Origin of the sequence: Magnetospirillum sp. WYHS-4, assembly GCA_039908345.1 — a bacterium.
Classification (GTDB): domain Bacteria; phylum Pseudomonadota; class Alphaproteobacteria; order Rhodospirillales; family GLO-3; genus JAMOBD01.
Genome location: JAMOBD010000055.1, coordinates 1 through 21397 on the forward strand (window position 1 = coordinate 1; position 21397 = coordinate 21397).

Annotated in this window: 21 protein-coding genes and 1 tRNA gene; 6 read left to right on the forward strand and 16 right to left on the reverse strand. The window is 64.5% G+C overall.

Translation table 11 applies throughout. The features are described 5' to 3' along the window. A partial coding sequence (locus H7841_14015; GenBank protein ID MEO5337988.1) for a hypothetical protein occupies positions 1-261 on the forward strand: 261 nt, incomplete at its 5' end. Positions 262-445: 184 nt separating this feature from the next. Here H7841_14015 and H7841_14020 read toward each other — a convergent pair. Continuing rightward, positions 446-522: transfer RNA gene (locus H7841_14020), tRNA-Pro, on the reverse strand. A gap of 678 nt (positions 523-1200) precedes the next feature. Here H7841_14020 and H7841_14025 point away from each other — a divergent pair. Then, on the forward strand, positions 1201-1440 hold the full coding sequence (locus H7841_14025; GenBank protein ID MEO5337989.1) for a hypothetical protein: 240 nt from the start codon (positions 1201-1203) through the stop codon (positions 1438-1440). Between the two features lie 30 nt (positions 1441-1470). Here the strand turns inward: H7841_14025 and bioB are convergent, their stop codons facing one another. From bioB to bioD, 4 genes are read right to left on the reverse strand one after another with little or no spacing between them, the layout of a single operon-like run. Continuing rightward, complete coding sequence (gene bioB, locus H7841_14030; GenBank protein MEO5337990.1) at positions 1471-2427, reverse strand: biotin synthase BioB; 957 nt, start codon at positions 2425-2427, stop codon at positions 1471-1473. Between the two features lie 9 nt (positions 2428-2436). Continuing rightward, complete coding sequence (locus H7841_14035) at positions 2437-2748, reverse strand: STAS domain-containing protein (protein MEO5337991.1); 312 nt, start codon at positions 2746-2748, stop codon at positions 2437-2439. A gap of 32 nt (positions 2749-2780) precedes the next feature. Further along, positions 2781-4088, reverse strand: a complete 1308-nt coding sequence (bioA, locus tag H7841_14040; protein MEO5337992.1) for an adenosylmethionine--8-amino-7-oxononanoate transaminase — start codon at positions 4086-4088, stop codon at positions 2781-2783. Beyond that, entirely contained in the window at positions 4082-4690 is a 609-nt protein-coding gene (bioD, locus tag H7841_14045) for a dethiobiotin synthase (GenBank protein MEO5337993.1), read from the reverse strand. Before bioD ends, bioA begins: the two co-directional genes overlap by 7 nt. Before the next feature lie 196 nt (positions 4691-4886). Between bioD and H7841_14050 the strand changes: the two genes are divergently transcribed. Next, positions 4887-5870: a cysteine synthase A gene (locus H7841_14050; GenBank protein MEO5337994.1), complete on the forward strand. Its 984-nt coding sequence runs from the start codon at positions 4887-4889 to the stop codon at positions 5868-5870. Positions 5871-5897: 27 nt separating this feature from the next. Continuing rightward, entirely contained in the window at positions 5898-6806 is a 909-nt protein-coding gene (gene sseA / locus H7841_14055) for a 3-mercaptopyruvate sulfurtransferase (protein MEO5337995.1), read from the forward strand. A gap of 9 nt (positions 6807-6815) precedes the next feature. Here the strand turns inward: sseA and H7841_14060 are convergent, their stop codons facing one another. The 10 genes from H7841_14060 to H7841_14105 all read right to left on the reverse strand — a co-directional run bounded on the left by H7841_14060 (position 6816) and on the right by H7841_14105 (position 17985). After that, positions 6816-8822, reverse strand: coding sequence for a DUF115 domain-containing protein (locus tag H7841_14060; protein MEO5337996.1), 2007 nt, complete (start codon positions 8820-8822; stop codon positions 6816-6818). After that, entirely contained in the window at positions 8819-10804 is a 1986-nt protein-coding gene (locus tag H7841_14065) for a DUF115 domain-containing protein (protein MEO5337997.1), read from the reverse strand. Before H7841_14065 ends, H7841_14060 begins: the two co-directional genes overlap by 4 nt. Before the next feature lie 27 nt (positions 10805-10831). Next, on the reverse strand, positions 10832-12760 hold the full coding sequence (locus H7841_14070; protein MEO5337998.1) for a tetratricopeptide repeat protein: 1929 nt from the start codon (positions 12758-12760) through the stop codon (positions 10832-10834). Between the two features lie 11 nt (positions 12761-12771). Continuing rightward, complete coding sequence (locus H7841_14075; GenBank protein ID MEO5337999.1) at positions 12772-13191, reverse strand: flagellar biosynthesis regulator FlaF; 420 nt, start codon at positions 13189-13191, stop codon at positions 12772-12774. Beyond that, positions 13154-13531 carry a flagellar biosynthesis repressor FlbT gene (locus H7841_14080; protein MEO5338000.1) on the reverse strand — a complete coding sequence of 126 codons (378 nt, stop codon included), beginning with the start codon at positions 13529-13531 and terminating at the stop codon, positions 13154-13156. The genes H7841_14075 and H7841_14080 overlap by 38 nt, the downstream gene beginning before the upstream one ends. A gap of 168 nt (positions 13532-13699) precedes the next feature. Further along, on the reverse strand, positions 13700-14617 hold the full coding sequence (locus H7841_14085) for a flagellin (protein MEO5338001.1): 918 nt from the start codon (positions 14615-14617) through the stop codon (positions 13700-13702). 97 nt (positions 14618-14714) lie between these two features. Further along, positions 14715-15890, reverse strand: a complete 1176-nt coding sequence (locus H7841_14090; GenBank protein ID MEO5338002.1) for a LegC family aminotransferase — start codon at positions 15888-15890, stop codon at positions 14715-14717. Next, complete coding sequence (locus H7841_14095) at positions 15887-16981, reverse strand: nucleotidyltransferase family protein (GenBank protein ID MEO5338003.1); 1095 nt, start codon at positions 16979-16981, stop codon at positions 15887-15889. Before H7841_14095 ends, H7841_14090 begins: the two co-directional genes overlap by 4 nt. Next, a complete protein-coding gene (locus tag H7841_14100; protein ID MEO5338004.1) occupies positions 16978-17631 on the reverse strand; it encodes a NeuD/PglB/VioB family sugar acetyltransferase in 654 nt (217 codons plus the stop codon). Before H7841_14100 ends, H7841_14095 begins: the two co-directional genes overlap by 4 nt. A 6-nt stretch (positions 17632-17637) precedes the next feature. After that, positions 17638-17985, reverse strand: a complete 348-nt coding sequence (locus tag H7841_14105) for a flagellar biosynthesis regulator FlaF (GenBank protein ID MEO5338005.1) — start codon at positions 17983-17985, stop codon at positions 17638-17640. A gap of 172 nt (positions 17986-18157) precedes the next feature. Between H7841_14105 and H7841_14110 the strand changes: the two genes are divergently transcribed. After that, the gene (locus tag H7841_14110; GenBank protein ID MEO5338006.1) at positions 18158-20071 is read left to right on the forward strand and encodes an adenylate/guanylate cyclase domain-containing protein; all 1914 of its coding nucleotides are present in this window, start codon (positions 18158-18160) and stop codon (positions 20069-20071) included. Between the two features lie 63 nt (positions 20072-20134). After that, positions 20135-20446, forward strand: coding sequence for a DUF1476 domain-containing protein (locus H7841_14115; protein MEO5338007.1), 312 nt, complete (start codon positions 20135-20137; stop codon positions 20444-20446). Positions 20447-20452: 6 nt separating this feature from the next. Here the strand turns inward: H7841_14115 and H7841_14120 are convergent. Next, positions 20453-21397 (reverse strand): ABC transporter permease (locus H7841_14120; protein MEO5338008.1); only part of this gene is annotated, 945 nt, incomplete at its 5' end.

Genomic DNA, 21397 nt, shown 5'->3' on the forward strand with positions numbered 1-21397 from the left:
CGTCTGTTCAGCGACGGGCGCAAGTCCCGTGGCGTCAAGACGGCGGCCGAGAAGGAAGCCGAGCAAAAGGCCAACCCGGCCCTGCCGGCAGGCTGGCGGGAGATGATGGCCGGCCCCTCGGGTTCCCCCGGCGCCAACGGCCATGTCAATGTCAAGGTCACCTTCGACAACCTCCCCAAGGGCGCGCGGGTGAACACCGACACCCAAGGCGACGACGTTGCCCTCGCGGCCAATCTCGGCTATGCCATGGGGGGACCGTAGAAAGCGACACGCGCCCTCACGCGGGGGCCGGCGAAGCAAAAACTACTGCTGCGCGAAACCGCTGTGCTGCAACTCCGGGAGTCCCGCGCTGCAAATCTCGGTGTCGCGCTTCATAGGGTGGTGCTTATTGGCGTTTTCCGAAGATAAAGGGCTTAGCGATTTCTCGCTAAGCCCTTGATTTAATTGGTCGGAGCGACTGGATTCGAACCAGCGACCCCTTGACCCCCAGTCAAGTGCGCTACCAGGCTGCGCCACGCTCCGCTCCGTTCCCGCCGCACCCCAGGGGGGGGCCGCGAGGAGGCGCACTATAAGGGCCGAGTCTCCGTCACGCAAGAGCGCAACGAAACCTCGCGTCCGTGATTTGGTGTCAGTGGACGAAGGCGGTATAATGGGCTGTCGCTCCGTTTGTTTCCGCGGCGATTCCCATGATTTCCGCCCTTGTTGCCGCTTCCGATCTGATCGGTCATGTCCGCCGGGCGCAGCAGGCAGCGCCTGCGTATCCTCTTGCCGGCGAAGCCGATGGAAAGACGGCCATGGGGGCAGCCCGGCTCTCCGGCGACAATCCCTTGGCGAACCCCAGAGTCCTGGTTGCCGCCCAGGCCCAGGCTGAGGTCGCCCGGGCCCAGGCGGAATCGCAGAAGAAAAAGACGAAAGAACAGGAAGATGAAGGGATTTCATCATCTTTCTTTTCAACAAAGGCCGGCAACGCGTCCCCCGCCCTGTTCGACCGGGCCCGCAAGGCCTATGAGAGGGCTCCGTCCGGGTCCGGAGCCGACGACCAAGCCTCCATCCTTTTCGGGACAGTGCTTCGGCCTCTGGTCGCCTGAATTTCTTGGCGCTTCGTTCAGGGGCTTGACCCTGGTATCATCGTTCCGTGGCCGTTCATCGCGGATTAACCCCAACGGGGGTAGAATGATGGACAGTCAAGGAGGATTAGTCATGACCAGAACCTCCGGTCTCCCGCGGCCAGAAAAGGCCCCCCGTACGGCCATGTCCACCGGCGACTTCGCCGCGTGGCACGTGACCGACATGGTCTTCGCCCGTCCCGTCCACGTGAACGGAGAACCCGGTTTCGCGGTGTTCGGTGCCGACGGCACGTTCCTGGATGTTGCTAAATCCATGGGTGAGGTCATTCTCGCCGCGCACGCCAATGGCATGGACGTCGCCGCCGTCCATTGATCGCCGGATTCCGTCATTTCCGGATTGGCTTTAGTCCGCCGCCCCGCCCGCCAGCCCCAGCTTGGCAAAGAGGGCATCGTCGGATGTTCCCGACCGGTTGTCGGTGGTGAGCAACCGTTCCCCATAGAAGACCGAATTGGCCCCGGCGAAGAAGCAGAGCGCTTGGCATTCGTCGCTCATGGCGTTACGCCCGGCCGAAAGGCGGATGCGCGAAACCGGCATGGCAAGCCGGGCCACCGCCACCGTGCGCACCAATTCCAGCGGGTCCAGGCTGGGGGCCTTCTCCAGCGGCGTGCCGGGAATGGGAACCAGGACATTGATCGGCACGCTTTCGGGCGGCGGGTCCAGGTTGGCCAGGGCCTGGATCATGCCGGCCCGGTCCTCCCGGCCCTCGCCCATGCCCAGGATGCCGCCGGAACAAATCTTCAACCCCGCCCGCCGCACCAGAGACAGAGTGTTCAGCCGATCCTGGAAGGTTCGGGTGGTGACGATCTCGCCGTAGAACTCCGGAGAGGTATCGATGTTATGATTGTAGTAATCCAGCCCGGCCTGCTTCAACGCTTCGGCCTGAGAGTCGCTCAGCATGCCCAGCGTCATGCAGGTTTCCAGCCCGGCCGCCTTGACGCCGGCCACCATCTCCAACAGGGCCGGCATGTCCCGGTCCTTGGGATTGCGCCATGCGGCGCCCATGCAGAGCCGCGAGGCGCCTTGCTCCTTGGCTGCTTTGGCGGCATCCAGGACTTCGGCCAGGGGCATCAGCCTGGTGGCTTCCAGCTTGACCTCGTCGTGGTGGCCGCTCTGGCCGCAGTACTTGCAGTCCTCGGCGCAGCCGCCGCTCTTGACCGAGACCAGGGTGCTGAGTTGCACCCGGTTGACGTCCCAGTGGCGGCGATGGGTTTCGTGGGCCCGCCAGAGCAGATCGTTGAACGGCAGATCGAACAGCTCGAGAATGGCTTCCCGGCTCCAGGCCTTGGCAAGGTGGTTCATGGAGTCCTTCTAGTTTGTCGCCTCGATCGTCATGATTCCGTCGAGTCCGGCGTTGCGCAACGCCTTCTCGACCTGTCCCCGTGGGCGGTGGAAGGTCAGTTTGCCACCGGCCCGGGCCACGACGTCACGCAGCATAAGGAACATCCCGATCCCGCTGGAGTCAAGGAATTCCAGCCCTTCCAGGTCGATAATCCAAGACCGTTCGAGCTCCAGGCGGACGGCGGCGAGGACCTGCATGAACGCAGCCGAATCCTCGAAGGCCAAGCGTCCGGACAGCACGGCCTTACGTTCCCCCCCCACGACCTTGACGTCGAACTCCATGGTTCTCCGTTCCAGCCCCCTCGGCCAGATCATTATAGCAGGGAACTCCGCAACACAGAACCCACGGAGTCGTACGCGCGATGTAGCTGATTCTCCGTAATGCAGTATGGAGGCATCATGTATACCACGTTACCGAGCGGACGCATCAGAAGGCCCTGTTCCAGGAAGGCCGCGCGCAAGCGCGGGCCGATGGCGGCATCGTAGCCCTCGCCACCGCCATCGACTTCGAAGGCGGCGATGGTTCCCAACACCCGCCTTCGCACCGCCGCCGCCGGAAGATCGGCCAGGCGCTGACGGTGGATCGCCTCGATGGAGGTCCAGGCGACGGGAGTCTCCGGGGCCTCCAGCAGGTCGAGGGAAGCCAAGGCCGCCCGGCAGCCCAGGGGATTGGCCGTAAAGGAATGGCCGTGCACCAGGGCGCGATCGAAGGTCTCGCCCAGAAAGGCCTCGTAGACTCCTTCCCGCGTCACGGTAGCGGAAAGGGGCAGGAATCCCCCGGTCAGCCCCTTGGAAAGACAGATGATGTCGGGCGTCACCGCGGCCTTGCCGCAGGCGAACAAGGCGCCGGTTCGGCCGAACCCGGTCATCACTTCGTCGAAGATCGCCAAGACACCGGCTGCCCGCACCCGCGCGACGACCGCCCGCAGGAACTCGGGGCGCACCATCCGCATGCCCGAGGCTCCTTGGACCAGGGGCTCGGCGATCAGGGCGCAGGTCTCCGCCCCCTGCTCCTCCAGGGCCGCTTCCACGGCGGCGAGAGCCGCTCGTTCCTTGGCCTCCACCTCGTCGTCGCCGTCCCAGGTGGCGGGATAGGGCAGCGTCCGGACATCGAAGAACAGGGGCCGGTAGGCCTCGAAGAATCCCGAGCCGGTTCCCGCCGACATGGCACCCACCGTATCGCCGTGGTAGCCGCCCGCGAAAGCCAGGAAGCGGGTCCGCCTCTCCTCCCCTTTGTTGCGGGCGTGCTGAAGGGCGATCTTGAGCGCCACCTCGACCGCCGTCGATCCGTCGTCGGAAAAGAACACCCGTTCCAGGTCTTCCGGCAGCAGATGCGCCAGCCGCGCCGCCAGGCGGGCGGCGGGGGCGTGGGTGAATCCGGCGAAGATCACCTGCTCAAGGGTACGCGCTTGGTCGGCGATGGCCGCGGCGATGACCGGATGGGCATGGCCGTGCAAGGTCACCCACCAGGACGAAATCAGATCGAGATACTGGCGCCCGTCCTCGGCGGTGAGCACGGCCCCAACCGCCGAACGGATGGGCACCGGGAGAGGAGCGGTCTTGGCTTGGGTGAAGGGATGCCAGACATGGCGCCGATCCAGGTCGAGGGTGTTATCTACCATGCCAAGCCCTCGAATTGCCGTGCGAGCCCGGCGATGGCGGTCGTGTCCAAAGGATCGGCGGGTGGCAGTTCGCCCAGGATACGAACCCGGCCGAAGTCCTGGATAGCCTGGCGGTTGGCGGAATCGGGCGGCCCGGTCAGGATCGCCCCCGCCACCAGCAGGCCACGTGCCCGCAAGGCTTCCAGGCTGAGCAGGCTGTGGTTGATGGTCCCCAGGCCGGTCGCCGCCACCAGCACCACCGGCAAGCCCAGGTGAACCATCAGGTCGGCCATGCAATGAGCCTCGTTGAGAGGCACCAGGACGCCCCCCGCCCCCTCGACCACCAGGGGCCGATCGGTCACCGGACGGCGGATGGCGCCCAGGTCGATCATCCCCCCCTCCCTCGCCGCTGCCTCGTGGGGGGAGCGCGGGGCCCGGAAGCGACAGACGTTGGGATGCACCACCGCCCCGGCCATCGCGGCCACCCAGGCGGCGTCGTCGTCTTGCGGCCAACCGGTCTGGATCGGTTTCCAGTAATCGGCTCCCAGCGCCTTCGCCAAGCAGGCCGATGCCACCGTCTTGCCGACTCCGGTACCCGTGCCGGTGACGAATAGACCCTTCATGCGCCCCTTCCTTCCGCCGCTCCCGAAAGCTACCCCCGGAGCCGGTGCGTGGGAAGGGGATCGTGCCGCCGTTGCCCCAGCGACGTTCCAATCCCGCAGCTGTGATTCGAAAAGCGAAGCCGAGGCTTGATCGGCGGCCCCACCCTACGTATCATTTATATCAGAGTTTGCTAATTTATGGGACGGGGGTCCTGCCGTGGACGTGCGCGACGGTCTTCTGGATGCCATTGGGAACACGCCGCTGATCCGGCTGCGCAAGGCGTCGGAGTTGACCGGATGCATCATCCTGGGCAAGGCGGAATTCCTCAATCCGGGAGGATCGGTCAAGGACCGCGCCGCGCTATTCATCGTCAAGGATGCGGAAGAGCGCGGCCTGCTGAAGCCCGGCGGCGCTCTGGTCGAAGGCACCGCGGGCAACACCGGCATCGGGCTCGCCCTGGTGGGCAACGCGCGGGGATACCGCACGACGATCGTCATCCCCGAGACCCAGAGCCAGGAAAAGAAGGACATGCTGCGCCTGTGCGGCGCCGATCTGCGCGAGGTCCCGGCGGTGCCCTACAAGGACCCCGGCAATTACGTGCGGGTGTCGGAGCGCCTGGCGAACGAAATGGGCGCCGTCTGGGCCAATCAGTTCGACAACCTGGCTAACCGCCGTGCCCACTACGAGACCACCGGCCCCGAAATCTGGACCCAGACCGAGGGCCGGGTGGACGGCTTCGTCTCGGCGGTGGGCACCGGCGGCACCCTGTCGGGAGTCGGCCTGGCGCTCAAGGAGCGCAACCCCAGGATCGTGGTGGCCTTGGCCGATCCCCTGGGCTCGGCCTTGTACCATCATTACAAGCACGGGGAACTGAAGGCCGAAGGAACATCGATCACCGAAGGCATCGGCCAGGGCCGGATCACCCGCAACCTGGAAGGCGCCCCCGTCGACGAGGCCTTCGCCATCCCCGACAGGGAAGCCCTGCCTCTGATCTTCGATCTGCTGAAGGAGGAAGGCCTCTGTCTGGGTGGATCGACGGGAGTCAACGTGGCGGGTGCCATCCGCCTGGCTCGCCAAATGGGTCCCGGCCACGTGATCGTCACCCTGCTGTGCGATTTCGGCACCCGCTACCAGAGCAAGCTGTTCAATCCGAAGTTCCTGCGCGACCGCGACCTGCCGGTCCCCGGCTGGCTGGAGTAAAACAAGAAACCAAGGAAGGCTCCCGAAATGGAATTCGCCCACCCCGAGGCTCTGGTCAGCGCCGACTGGCTGGCCGAGCATTACCAGGACCCGGATATCCGGATCGTCGACGCCACCCACCACCTGCCCATTTCGGAACGCGACGCCAAGGAGGAATTCGGGTTCCGCCACATTCCCGGCGCGGTCTTCTTCGATGTGGACGATATCTGCAACCAGGAGACAGACCTGCCGCACATGATTCCCTCACCCGAGAGTTTCGCCGAGAGGGTAGGTAGGCTCGGCATCGGCAACGAGCATCGGGTCGTGGTCTACGATACCGCTGGCGGGTTCCTCGCGGCGGCACGGGTCTGGTGGATGTTCCGGTTGTACGGCCACGTCAAGGTGATGGTGCTGGACGGCGGCCTTCCCCAGTGGGGCCGACGGAGGCTTCCGGTGGAAAAGGGCCGGAAACGCGTCAAGGGCGCCAAGTTCAAGGCCGGATTCAACCCGGCCATGGTGAGGGACATCACCCAGGTCCAGGCCAATCTCGACAGCGGCGCCGAACTGGTGGTCGACGCCCGCAGCCCGCGCCGTTTCCTCGGCCAGGACTGGGAACCTCGCAAATGCAAGCGTCTGGGTCATATCCCCGGCAGCGTCAACCTGCCTTTCCCGGAACTGATGGTATCGCGCAAGGACTATCTCTACCGCAGCCCGGATGAAATGGCGGACGCCTTCGCCAAGGCGGGGATCGACTTCTCGAAGACGGTGGTCGCCACCTGTGGCTCGGGGCTGACGGCGGCGGTCCTGGCCTTCGGCGCCTACCTGCTGGGGCATGAGAACGTGGCCGTCTACGACGGTTCCTGGGCCGAATGGGGCAACCGAGAGGACCTGCCCTACGACCGTTCCGGCCCCCATCCCGGAGAAGATGGCGGAATCACGCCGGCGGCGGCGGAGTAGGGCGTCAAGTCAGCCGCAGGATGGGGCGTGGCGGGACAGGGGGTAACGCTCGGCAAAGCGCTCGGCGATGACGTCTTCCGGTGCCCGCTCCTGGATCAAGTTCAACAAGACGTCGGCATCCCCGGCCAAATCCGCGCCAGCCGTCGTGAATTCCTGCTGAAAGAAGGCGAAGAAGGCCCGCCGCCGTTCCACGTCGGCCAGCCGTGCCTCGTGCCAGGCGGCCAGCCGCAGCATGAGCGACAGGGAACCGCCGATCATCTTCATCAGTCCTTCCAGAACGGTCAGGTACTGCTCGCGAAAGGCGGACAGGCGGATCTCCAGATCCCAGCAATCGGACGCCCCCGCCACCACCCGCGGCCAAGCCTCGGCGAAGGCCTTGCAGGCGGCCCGATGGCGCGCGATGGGGGCCCCACCCAGGGCGACACCCGCCTCGAAGGTCTGCAAGCCGGCCGCAATGGCGGCGATAGCCTCCGCCTGCCGGTTCGGCGAATGCTCCAGCTTCAGGGCTGCCGCAGCCTGCGGTCGTGCGCCGTCGATACGCGCCCCGTCGCTGCAGTTGATGCAGGAGAGAGGACGCAGCCGCAACAATTCGCCGATGGTCCGCCGCGACAGGTCCATGTAGGCGGAAGACTGGATCTCGCCGCCGAAGTTTCCGGGAACCAGAAGCTCCAGTTCATCTTCCAGCATTGCCTGGCTCTCCCCGGCGATGAAATTATCGTATCCGGGGCGGTTGTAGATGGCCCCCGACGCATGGTGCCCCCGGCCGACGCGTCGGCCACAATCCACCCCAAACAGGTAGAGGTTGCCCAATCCCATGGCGACAGCCGCCGCGAGCGCCGCGTTAGCCGCCAAGGGGCCGGTAAAGGGCAAGGGGCGCGACCCAGAATTGAACACCGCCGAGGGGCTGGACAGGGCCCGCAAGTACAGCCAACGCTCCTCGAACAGGCCGGCGGCGCGGGCCTCGACCGTGGCTGAAGCGAGGAGGCGGATGCCCTCCAGCCCGTGCTCGGCCCGGAAGGTCTCCAGGTTGCGCACCAGGGGCGGAGTATTCTCGTTTTCGATATGGAAATCGGGACGGATACCCCGTCCCAGCAGGATGCCGAGCGCGCTACCGCAGGAAATCACCAGGGCCTGGGAACGCAGCCGCGCGAGATGCTCCAAGTCCCGATCCAGCGACGGGCCGGAAGCGACGATGAAAGTCGGGATGTCGAGACGGGGCCTGGGCGCCAGGTCGAGCAGCCGGAAGGACCACCGCCCCAGATTGGCGTAGGCGTTGCGCAGCATCAGGATTTCGTCGTCGAAGGTATTGGGACGCAGCAGGAAATTGCCCAGGCGCTGGTTAAGCAGCAAACGGGCCTGGCGATTGGCCCAGGAAGGATAATGGACGAAGGCATGGGCTCCATCGATGAAGGTTCCGCCACGGCTGGCGATCAGCAAGGCCTCGATGGCACGGGTCGTTGCCTCGGGATCCAGGCCCACCAGCCAATGCAGACGGATGCCCCGCGTCTCCGCTTCCAGCAGGACGGCCTCCCAGTCGAGGGCGGCCAGGGAATGCAACAGCAATTCGGGAACCGGTTCCACCAGAACCAGATGCCGCGCGATGTCGCGACGGATGAATTCGGCCACATGATGGCCCAACCCGACCCCGAAGACGAAGGCGAATCCGGCCTGCGCAACGGGCTGACCCGGAAGCGGCCCCCCTGCCCGCTCCGCCAGCCAGCCTTCCAGCCGCGGCAGGAAATCGCGAATGACGTGGCTGGGCCGCGCCCCGCCCGGATCGGGAGCCCGCAGGCGATCCGGGTCCGCCAGATGGCTTTCCACCTGGGCGGCGGTCCATGCGGATGCCGGCCGGGGATAGAGCGTCCCGTCCCCCAGATCTACATTGACCACCTCGCCCCCCTCGATCACCGGACGGGAGACGGGAGTCCCCAGGGAGACCAACCTGCGCCACAGGTCGGGATGACGGCCCTCGAAAGCCGCCATGCCACGGGCGAAGATGTCCTCGGGCGTGGTCACTCGGGCTGATTCTCCCCCAACGCCGACAAGCTGTCGCGGCCGTCGGCGACTTCGTTCAGCAGGATTCCCGCCTCCGCGGCCATCCACAGCACCGCCGCCCGGTACTTGCCAAGGAAAAAACCGAAGAATTTCTTGCGTTCGGCGTCATCCGCGATCCGGGTTCCGCCGAAGGCTCCCAGCCGCACCATGGACCGCATGCTGCCCCAGATGATTGCCAATATGCCGTCAATGTCGCCACCCTGCCGGTGCAGACGCAGCAGCCGCTGTTCGAAGGCGTGGAATCCTTGGTCCTCCCCGATTGCCTCCTCCATCAGAGTCTCGAAGGCCGCCGTGAACCGCGCCTCGGCACCGCGGTGCCGCCCGAAATCCAACGCCTCGAAGAAGGCCGCGGGTTCGAATGCCGGCATTTGCCGTTCCGCGAGCGTCACGGCGCGCCGGGGCGCTTCCCGATCTCCCGCGATGGACAGGGAGCCCACCGCTTGCGGCCTGGCGCCATCGATACGCGCCCCGTTGCTGCAATTGACCAGATTGGCTTGAAAGATGCCTTGCGCCGCCGAAAAGGCGGCACGCGACATGTCCAGATACCAGGTTGTCAAGACCTCGCCGCCGAAATTCCCCGGCACCGGCCGGGTAAATTCGTTCTCCAAGAGCTCCAACCCTTCTCCGGGAAGATAGTTGTCGTAATCCTCCTGGTAGTAGACGGCATCCTTCGCATGGTGCCCGGCATCCGGCCGACGGCCGCAATCGACGCCGACCAGATAGACGTTGCGAAACCCCAAGGTGGCGATGGCCGCGAAGGCGGCGTTGGCAACCAAGGGCCCCGCACCGACGATCGGCCTCATCTCGCCCTTGAGAAGGATGCTGGAACTGAGCTGGTCACGGAAATAAAACCAGCAGCGATCGAACAGGTCGGGCACGCCCGGGTCTACCGTGGTGGAAGCTACCAGGGTTATGCCTTCGAACCCGAACAGGTCGCGGAACTCCCGCAGGTTCTTGACCAAGGGCGCGGTGTTTTCGTTCTCGTTGTGGAAATCGGGCCGGATTCCGTTTTTGAGCAGAATACCCAGCGACGTTCCACAGGAAAAAACCAGAATCCGATCCCGCCACTTGCGGATCACCGGAAGGGCGGCGTCCAGGGACGGCCCCGAACCGACGACGAATACCGGTACGTCTTGGCGCAAGTGCGGCTGGCGGGAAACCATGTGGAAGGCATGCCGGCGCAGGTTGAGATACGAATTCCGCATCATCAGCAACTCGTCTTCGAAATATCCGGACGAGATGAAGTATACTTTCAGTTTTTCATTAAGCAGCGCCCGAGCTTCGGTGATTTCCCAGGAATAATACCCCAGGAAGGAATAAGCCCCTTCCAGAAAAGTCTGGCCATGTCTCACGATCAGCGACTCGATGGCCTGTACGCTGATCCGAGGCGGGAATCCGACGACGAACCGCAGCGTGATCCCCTTGGCTTCCGCCATCTCGAATACTTCCTGCCAATCGATGGCCGACAGGGAATGAAGAAGAAACTCGGGAACCGGCTCGACCAGCACGATCACCCGCGCCAAATCGCGGCGAACGAACTCGGGAACCGCATAACCCAAGCCGATCCCGAACAGAAAGGCGTACCCCACGTCCACCACCGGATACTGGGCCAAGGCCGGAGCGCCGGGGGCCTGGAAGTAGGCCGCGATCTTGTCGAGAAGACGGCGCGATACCGGCGACAGGTTGCAGTTGGCCGGCGAGGCGAAGCCGATCCGGTCCGGATGGTCGAAGTACTGCCCAAGCTGCTCGGCCGTCCAAAGATCGGCGGCCTTGGGATAAAGAGGCGTGTTCTCGACCAGAATGTTCCGCGCCACCCCGCCATCGACCACCAGTCGAGACTTCGGCGGCCCAAGTTCCTCCAAGGTCGCCAGGACCTTCGGGTAGAAACGACGGAACGCCTCCCGATTCCGGGTTACCAACGGCGTCTCGCCATCCCCACTCATGGCGCTAACCGATCCTTCGCGGGCCGATCATCCCCCCGCCTTGGCGCAAGCTTCTTCCCAGAGCGCGTCGAGGATTCCGCCCAGGTCCTTGGCCCGCACCGCCCCGTCGAAGACAGGCGAGGATTGGAGACGCTGGCGAATGCCGTTCCTGAAGGCCATGCGCCGGGGAAGGTCGCCCGCCCATCCCAGGGCAAGCCGGCGATAGGACACCACGTCCGCCGCCAAGGTCTCCGCGCCGAGGCCGAGATGGTGGAGGAGACTTCCGGATTCCCGCCGATGCACCCCGTCCCCCGCCATGGCAACGACTGGAATCCCCGCCCAGAGAGGATTGAGGACGGTCTCAGGCCGATAGCCGGCCAAGGGTGCGAGGGCAACGTCGGCTTGAGCAAAGAAGTCCACCGGCGAGACGGAACCGACGACATCGACGCGATGCGCGAGACCGAAGGTACCGAACAAGGAGATCAGACGGTCCGTATTGCCGCTATCCCGGAAGTCGTGGTCATACAGGACAAGCGGCGATTCCGGCGACTCGGCCAGGATGCCGGCCCATGTCTCGACCAGGCGCGGCGTCAATTCGGCCATCGAGACATCGGCGGCGAAAACCGGCGGGTGGCCATCGTCGATATCGGCAAGCGGAAGATCCCCAGCAGGGAGATCGACGGGCAGGCAGCCGGTTTTCATGCGCAACGGCCGTTCGGCAAACGGAGGAACGGTCCCTTCGGGCACAAGAAAGGCATCGGTCAGCATTCCGTCGAAGCTCGCCACCCCGGTACCGAGGGGAGCCCCCATCCAGGCCACCTGAATCGGGGCGACCCGCGCCCCTAGACCCGCGAGAATCTTGGGCGACCAGAACCCGGATACATCGATCAGGATATCGACGTCCTCCGCCGCCACCATCGCGCCGAATGTAAAGGGATCCATGTCGCGGATATCATGCCAAGCGTCGAGCGCCTTCTGGAAGACGATGTTGTGACCATCGGTCAAGACGCCACCCCCGAAGCCGACGAGGCGAAACCGATTCCTATCGAAATTGGCCAGAATACCCGCCAAAGCCGTACCCTTGAGCCGACGTCCGACGGCCCCCATAAGGAATGCCACCGTCAGACGGCCCTTGCGCCGGGCCCGCGGCACCGGCCCCAAGGCGCCGGCCTTCATGCCGAACCGATCCCCCCAAGACCGGACATCCCCGGCAAGCGCCGAGGCCTCGCGCTCCGAATCGGCAATCAGGTCGAGCACCGCGGCGGCCGCAATGGATTCATCCTCGGGGGCTCTTTCCATGGCCCAGCGGTGGACGGCCTGCGCATCCCGGTCCATCCCATTGGACGTGAGGGCTTGGCCCAAAAGCGATGCAATGGCCGCGTCGCCCGCCATATTGTGCATGGCGGCCCGCAAAATCTGGACGGCACTCTGGCCCCGCCCCTGCACCAGCAGACACTGCGCCAACCCCAGATATCCATCCCGGTGCCTGGGTTCGAGGGCGATATGCTGGCGGAACCAGCTTTCCGCTTCCGTCCATCGCCCCCATGCCGCGGCACCGATGGCCTTCTGCATCAGGGGAAACTCTTCGATATCAAGAAAAATCTCCGCGAAGACGGGCAACCCATCCGGGCGCAAAGCACGAATATTCGGGTCCGAAGGCAAGGCCGCCGCCATTTTGGCGTAGTACATGCTATTCGGAAAATCCCCAACCTGTACGAAGGCCGCGGCGGCCCATTCCGCGTACTCCGCGACCTGGGGGTTGCCCTCGAATGCCCGCTCGGCCTCTTTGACGGCACACAGATAGTCGTCGAGGTAATATGCCGCTATGGATCGCAGAAAGGCCACCTCGGGGGCATCTTCCCCGGAAGCCCGACAGGCCTCGCACTCGGCCACAACCTGCGCCCATGCCTTGGCATCGACCAAGGACTTGACTCGCGCGGCGAACGCTTCCGCCACGGCAGGAGATCGATTGTTCATGCCCCCCCCTATCAAACCGTTGTATTCGTGCCGGAAGAGGCGCCAGGCGCGGGAGCGGCCTGCCCCGCCTCGGAGCCCGTCGCCGCCGGCCGCTGGTACAGTCCGCCGGCAATCTCACGGTTGATGGAGATGAGGATGGAGAGATTCTGCGGCAAGGGATTGGTAAGGAATTCCAGGGTGTGCTTGTCGACGAAGCTGGCCAGGGAAAGGCCATTGACACGCAGGTCCGTCGGAAGGGGGCAATCGGGATCAAGCAAATCGGCTTGGATAATCGTCCAAAGCCGCCAGTTCAAGCGAACCGCCGCCAACATGGCATCGCGATCCTTGCTGTCCTGGGCATCCTTCATCCGCAGGGCCGCCTGCGTCAAGGCCCAGGCCTCCACCTCACGCGGATTACCGGCGGTCGGTGGCGTCGCGTAGTTCTTGACCAAGTCTTTCCTGTACATGCGTCAAGACCTTCTGTTCATGTTCAATAAGTTTCCGGGCGCTCTTCAAGGCGGGATAGTAATCCCCCTGGGAAACCAGAAGAACCATTTCGCTGGCCAACCCGCGAACGCTGGGAACCGCGTCGACGAAGGCGGAAATGTACTCCTCGAACAGCCGCAAATGCCGCTCCCTTTCCCCAGGAAACAGGTACATGCACTGCAGGGAATAATAAACGCGACTGGCAGGAGTTACAGCGTCTTCCGGTGTCAGGATATCGTTGTCACGCAAGATTGCCGCATCGTTCATCACCAACAGCGAGACATTGTGGCTGGCGATGTTTTCCACAACCGCCCCGTTGATGATGATCTTTTGACCCTTACGGAGCTGAACCTTAAGCGGCATTGAGAATCAACCGAACTTTCGAAACCGGACCGGACCAACCTGGAGAGAAAGAGAAAGTGGCCGAGAAGAAGGCGTCCTTCTCCTCGAGCCACTTGCCCTAGATCGCATCGCTTACCTGAACAGACCCAGGATGCCCTGTTCGGACTGCCCGGCGAAGGACAACGCCTGGATGCCCAACTGCTGACGAGTCTGCAGCGCGAGCAGGTTGGCGCCTTCTTCGTTGAGGTCGGCGGCCACCAACTTGCCGGCACCGGTATTCAGCACCTTGACGTACTGCTCCGTGAAATCCGACCGGACGTTCAAAACGGCCACGTTCGCGCCCATAGTGGCCGCCTTGGATTTCACGTTGCTGATCGTCTTGTCCAGACGGGTGACCGCCAGATCGGCCATCGCGTTGAAGGACGCCAGTTCCGACGCGTTATCGAAGTTGAAGGCCGAAAGCATGAGCCCGAAACCCAACGCGCCGCTGACCACTTCGTAGGTGGTCGCAGCATTGGCACCAACCGCAGCGGCACCCGAGTGCATGAAGAAGGCGGAAGACTGGAAGTCCACGCCATCCACATCGAGCTTCGAGCTGCTCTTTTCCGAGAAGCGGACCGACAGCTTGGAAGAGGCGGAGTTCAGCAGGTTAAGACCCTGATAGGATGCGTCTTCAACCAGCTTCTCGATCTGCTTCGCCAGTTCCTTCAGCTGCTTGGTATATTCGCCGCGTTGCGTCTGGTCGCCGCTACGGGCGCTATCCACGATACCCTTCATGTTCGAAACGAGATCTTCGATCGCCTCGGCGGCCTTGAGGGCGGTATCCAGGGTGCTGATACCCTGGTCGATGGCCGACTTGCGTTCGTCGAGATCCTCGGCGCGGTCGGTGAGCGACTTGCCTTGGAAGTACTTCACCGCGTCGTCGATAGGGCTACCGACCTTCAAGCCGGTCGACAGACGACCTTGGGTCCGGTCGATCAGGCTCGAGGTGTTTTGGAGGGACAGCAGGTTGGAGCGTACCGCTGTCGAGAGTGTAAGGTCATTAGCCATGGCTGATATCTCCCTTTCTAGAAGTCTAGCTCAACGAGCGCGTGATTCTCACGCGTCGGCATAGAATAGCATCCCGCCCGCCCATTGTCCATTCCCATCACCCGTTTTCTCGGACATGGAAAGGCGACAGGCCGACGAGCGCCTTGACGACGCGTTCCTGATGTTCCTCGGTCATGCCGCAGGAGGAAGGAAGGCTAAGGGACTCGCCTTGCAGTCGTTCCGCCACGGCGCCCCCGAGCGTCCGAGCCCCCGCGTGGGCCGGGCTGCGGTGCATGGGCTGCCAGAGGGGACGGGTTTCGATACCCCTGGCGGCCAGGGCCACACCCACGGCTTTCCGGTCCATTCCGAAGGCCTTGGCATCGATTCTCACCGTCGACAGCCAAAAGACGCTTTCGGCCCATGACGCCTGCGGCATGAAATGGAGCCCCGGAAGGTCGGCGAATGCCTGGCGATACCGCAGGGCGATCCGTCGCTTGGTCGCGATCAGGTCGTCCAGGCGTTCCAGTTGGGCCACGCCCAGCGCGGCCTGGAGGTTGGTCAGGCGGTAATTGTATCCGATCTCGTCGTGCACGAACTCCAGCGCATCGCTCTTGGCCTGGGTGGCCAAGTGCCGAATCCGTTCGGCCCAGTCCGCCCGTCCCGTCACCACCATTCCCCCGCCTCCGGAGGTCATCAGCTTGTTGCCATTGAAACTGAGGCAGGCGGCGTCGGCCAAGGTCCCCACGGGCCGCTTCTTGTAGGCCGCCCCCAGGCTTTCGGTGGCGTCCTCGATCACCGGAATGGCGAATCGGCGGGCGACATCCAGAATGGGGTCCATGTCGACCGGATGCCCCAGGATGTGGACCGGCAGAAGGGCCCCGATCCGTTGACCGGTGGCCCGCTCGCGAAGGCCATGGGAGCAGGGCTCGCAATCGTCCTCCAGGTAGCGGACCAGCAGGCCGGCATCCATCTGCCAGGTTGCGGGATCGGCGTCGACGAACAGCGGCGAAGCCCCCAGGTAACGCACGGCGTTGGCCGGTGCGATGAAGGTCAGGTTCGACATCGGCACGATGTCGCCGGGCCGAACCCCCGCGACCAGCAGCGCCAAATGCAAGGCGGCTGTCCCGTTCACGGTCGCGACGGCGTGGGAAAGCCCGAGTCGGGCCGCCATGTCGCGTTCGAATCGGTCGACGAACGGTCCAGCCGAGGACACCCAGTTGGTGTCCACGCATTCCTTCAGGTAGGCCGCCTCGTTTCCCGCAAGGTGAGGCACGCAAAGCGGAATCCGCGTCACTTTCCCTGCCTCCGAAGTTCCGGGGCCATCGAGGCCTTCAGGTAATCGTCCACTTGGCCGATATCCATCCAATATTCGTGAATGGGGAAACTCGCCACCATAGTGCCATCGTCTAGCAGGCGTTGGATAAGGTCCGTCATGTCCAGGCGCCGGCCGGCTTCCAAATGCCGCAACACCTTGGGTTCCAGAAGGTAGATGCCGGCATTGATGAAGAAGGCCAGGGAGGGCTTCTCGGTAAGGCGGATCACGCGGGCCCCCTCCGCCTCCACCACCCCGAAGGGAACCGAGACCTCGTATTTGCGAACCGCCATGGTCAGATCGGCCTTCTGTTCCCGGTGAAACTCCACCAGGGCCCGGAAATCGACCGCCGTAACCACGTCGCCGTTCACCACCAGCAACGGTTCGTCGGCGCCGTCCAACATCGATAGGGCCCCCGCAGTTCCAAGGGGGGTCTCCTCGTGGGTATAGCGGACGTCGATCCCGAAGGCGCAACCGTCGCCGAAATGGGCACGGATCTTGTCGGCGTGGTAGTGGGTGGTGATGTTGACCCGGCGAATGCCGGCCGCTTTCAACTGGCCGACGATATGTTCGATGACCGGCCTATCCCCCAGCTTGAGCAAAGGCTTCGGAGTCGCCTCCGTGAAGGGGCGGAGGCGAGTACCGAAGCCACCGGCCATCACCACGGCTTGAACCGCCAAGTTGTCTCCCTCGCTCAGATAGCGTTGCAGGGCCAAATCCACGACCCGATTCTCGCCGTCCACCAAGGGCATGTGGCGGACCAGGCGGACCCGCATCAACCGCTCGATCTCGTCCGGAGCGGTATCGGCCGGCATGGCAAGCGGCCGTTCGTAACCTCCGGCCTTCTTGGACGCGAGGAACGCCGCCGCGGTCACACCGAAATCCATCCGGGCCAGCAGGGCTCGCCGGATATCGCCGTCGGTGACCAGTCCAAGGAGGCGGCGCTCCTCATCCAGGACCATCACGACGCCTTCGCCGTTACGGTCGAGAACCTCCAGCAATTGCTGCATGGTCGCCTCGGGGGGCACGGCGAATCGGGCCACGACCTCAGCGATCCGCGGACTATCGGTCATCGCAGCCTCTGCGCCGGGACTCCGGCCACCCGGATGCCCGACATCACGTCCTCAAGAACCACGGCCCCGGCTCCAACGATGGCCCCGGCCCCGATCGCAACACCATGCTTGATTACGGCGCCAGCCCCGATGCTGGCCAGATCGCCAACCGAAACGCCGCCCAGCAACCGGGCTCCGGGGGCAACGTGGACATGGTCGCCGACACGGCAGTCATGTTCGACGATCGCCCCTGTATTGACGATGGCGTTGCTGCCGACCCGGGCCTCGGCGTTGACGACCACCCCGGCGAAGGCCACGGTTCCCGGCCCCAAGGTCGCCGAAGGAGCCACGACGGCCGCCGGATGGATAACGGACAACGGCTCGATTCCCCAGGACAAGGCCCTTTCGAACAACCGGCGTCGAAGGTCGTTGTTGGCCCCTACCCCGATCACAAAAAAGCCGAACCCGGCAGCGCGGGCCGCGGGACCTTCCGCATCCCCGCCCAACACCGGCACCCCGAGGACCGAACCGCCGGCCAAGGCCCGATCTTCATCGATGACGCCCAAACGTTCGGCCGCCCCGGCCGCCCGCAGAGCGTCGATGACAACCTTGGCATGGCCGCCGCCCCCGACGATCAGGCAGCTCAGTCGGCAGGCAACGGCCACATTCATGGGCCTTCAGCCCCTCGCTGCCTTGGTGCGTCCTTCGAGCAGACCTTCCGAAATCTGCAGGTTGATGTTGACCAGGGTATCCAAGACTTCGACCGGCATGCCGACGCCCTGGCGCATCGTGGTGTCTGCCACGAAGTCGCTGAGCTTCATCAGATTGGTCTTGGTCTCGCCCGGAATGTTGCTTTCCTTGCGGGAAACCAGGGTACGGATCTTGACCCAGACCTCGAGGTTGTTGTCGAGCGCCGTCGCCAGTTCCCCGTCCTTGCCGCGCCCCAGGTCCAGCATCACCGCCGCCTGGGAAAGGGCGAAGGCGGCTTCCTCATGGGTATCCAGTTCTTTGGTATTGGCGGTCATCTGCGATCCTCCCGATGCCATTTGACGTCCCCCCCAGGATGGCCACGACCAGATCGTCCGGCGATGGCGCAAGGGCCTGCCCGGATGATACGCTCCCGCCACGCCCCTTTCAATTGGGGGAGTCGCACAATTTGCGCTTGATCGCCCAAGACGGACGTGCTTCGGAAAAGACATGGGGTCCGTTTCCTTATCCAAGGCAGGAAAAACCACGGCCGGCGGCGTTGCGGGCAAGCCGCAAAGCCTGGATATCTATTGCCGACGCCAGCGCCGCTGGCGCATGGAATGCCAGTTCCCCCCCGACAGGATGGACGCCGCCGTAGCCGAGGCCCAGCGCCTCGATCGCCAGCCGGGTGTCGAGGGCGTGCGCATCATGATGCCCACACTGGGGACATCGACCCGCAAGCCCATCGAACTGATGGTCTGGGTCAGCCCGCGGCTGGAAGACGATCTGTTCAAGTCGGGAGTGAAGCTGAAGCGCCATGGGGCTGCGTCCGAGCCGGAACCGGAAGCGCCCACGGGGTCGCTCAGCGATTCCATGGTCGCGCCGCCTCCTCCCCTAGCTGAGGAAACGCCCGCCGCCCAATCGCCCGCCGCCCCTCGCCCGTTCAAGGTGTTCCTGAAACTGGTCGGTGTAGCCGGGGCCTCGGTGGCCATCGCCCTGCTGTTCACCCTGGCGGCCACGGCGGCCATGCCCCATCTGGGAAGTGTCGGTCTCGTCCTGACCGCCACCGCCCGCGGCAATCTGCTGAACGGCGGCTTCATCGTCAGCCTGCTGGTGACGATGGCGATTCTCGGGCCGCGGTACATCCGGCCCGAGGAAATCGGGCTCCCGGCCTTCCGGAGCCGCGATTCGAAGCAGCGGAATCCTGCGGCTTCCCCTCCCTCCGAATCGCCCCCCCAGACGTCGGCTTCCGGGATCGTTCCGGACGTCGCTCCCACCATTCACGATTTTTTGGAGGAGGCCCGCCAGGAAGGGGCTTTGGCCGCGCCGCCCCCCGAACCTTCGGTGCTCATCCAGGACGTGGGGTCCCCTCCTCTCGTCGCCGATCCACCGCCGCCGCCCCCGGAGTCCGTCTTGCCACCCCCGTTGGCCCCGGCCCCGATTCCGATTCTCGACCCTGCCTTCCAGACTCTGGAAATTCCCGAGGCCGAGGCGTCCCCCGCTGCCCCCAAGCCCAAGAAGTCCGGCCGCGAGCACAAGTTGATGCTGGTGTCTTTCCTGCAAGACACGATCATCGCCGTCAAGGACCGCATCCGGAAGCTGGACGCCCACACCGCTTTCGGCCTGCATCTCTTTCTGGGTGGGGCATGCGACCACTACGTCCAGGCCAAATCCTTGCCGGACAAGCAACGGCTGGAACTGACCCTGCTGGCGGTGGCGGCCCTGGGCGCCAAGCCGGAACGAGCCCAAGCCTTCCTCGCCAACTTCGGGGACTACGGCAACGACAGCAAGTACAGGACCATGATCAAGTGCGGTCGCTCGGTCATGGCGCGGAAATTGGCTGGTGAGGTCGAGCCATTCCAAGAACTGGCGATCGCGCTCGAGGCTTGGTCCGGTTCCCAAGCGGGCGAGGCGGCTGCCCAAGGCGTGCTGACCATCATGTTCACGGATATCGTGGGCTCCACCAAGATGACCCGCGAACGCGGCGACTTCGGCGCCCAGGAGGCGGTACGGGCCCACAACGCCGTCGTCCGCAACGCCTTGGCCTATCACGGCGGGCGCGAAGTCAAGCATACCGGCGACGGCATCATGGCGACCTTTTCCAACCCAGCCGCCGCCGTTCAGGCGGCCGGCATGATCCAGCGCGACCTGGCGCGGCGCAACGCCACGCCCGGCCAGGCGCCGGTCGCGGTGCGCATCGGGCTCAACGCCGGCGACGTGGTACGTGAAGAAAACGATATCTACGGCGCCGCAGTGCAGCTTTCGGCCCGCACCTGCGATAAGGCGGGCGCAGGACAGGTCTTCGTCACCGAAGCGGTCAAGGATCTGACACGGGGCCATGATATCGCCTACGCGGAAGCCGGCCGCTTCGCCATGAAGGGAATCGATGGCGAGGTGCTCCTATTCTCGGTGACCTGGGAATAGGCCCCTTGCCAAGCCGGCTGGAACGGCTAAGTAAGAAGCGACTCGCACAGAAGGGAGAAACCCATGGTCAGCGACACCAAATCCCGTGGTCACGAACACGATCACGCGCTCAGGCACGAAGTCGAATTCAAGGTGCTGGCGCGGCGCAACAAGCTGGTGGGCCTGTGGGCGGCCGGGGAGATGGGCCTCGGCGGCGCCGACGCGGAAGCCTACGCCAAGGACGTCGTGGCCGCCGACCTTGACGAACCGGGCGACGCCGACGTGATCCGCAAGCTGCTGGACGACTTCAAGGCCAAGGGGTTGGCCATGGACGAAAGCCGCCTGCGCGCCAAGCTGGACGAAATGCTGCCCGAGGCTCGCAGGCAATTGGCGTAATTTCCGTCAGCCCAGACGCCGTCGGAACAGCCACGTGGAACCGGCAAGAGTGAAGGCGCCGATGAGCGCCATCGGCCAGAGTTGTTCGAAAACGAGGACGCCCGACATGTCCTTCAAGAATATGCCGTGGAGGATGACCAGGAAGTAGCGGATGGGATTGACCAGGGTGATGGCCTGCACCCAGTCCGGCATGTTCTCGATGGGAGTAGCGAAGCCGGACAGGATGACGCTGGGAACCATGAACAGGAAGGCACCCAGGATCGCCTGCTGCTGGGTCGCGGCCAGGGCGGAAACGAACAGCCCCACCCCGATCACCGCCAGCATGAACACCCCCAGGCTCAGGTACAGCAGAACCACCGATCCGGTCAGCGGCAGACCGAACCAGAGTTGCGCCATGGCGACGATGATCGAGCCCTCGATCAGCCCGATCAGCAAGGCCGGGGCCGTCTTGCCGATCAGGATCTCCCAGGGGTGCAGCGGCGTGACCAGCAGTTGCTCGAAGGTCCCCAGTTCGCGCTCGCGGGCCACCGACAGGGCGGTGACGACCAGCCCCACCACCTGGGTCAGGATGGCCACCAGTCCCGGCACCACCACCCATTGGCTGATGAGGTTGGGATTGTACCAGGCCCGGACCATCATGGCCGAAGGCGGATCGGCCCAGCCCTTGGCGGCGGCCGCGTCCCGGTTGTAGGACGCCACGATGCCGTTGATATAGCCCATGACGATCTGCGCGGTATTCGACATGCGGCCGTCCAGGATCACCTGGACGGCGGCTGGCGGGCGGGCTTCCATCCGCCGTCCGAAATCCTGGGCCAGGCGCAAAGCCACAACTGCCTCGCGGGTATCGACCAAGTGGCGCAGTTCGCCTTCGCTGCCGACCCGCAGGATGCGGGCGAAGGCCGGCGCGCCTTCGAAGCGGCTCAGGAATTCCCGGGCCTCCGCCCCGCCGTC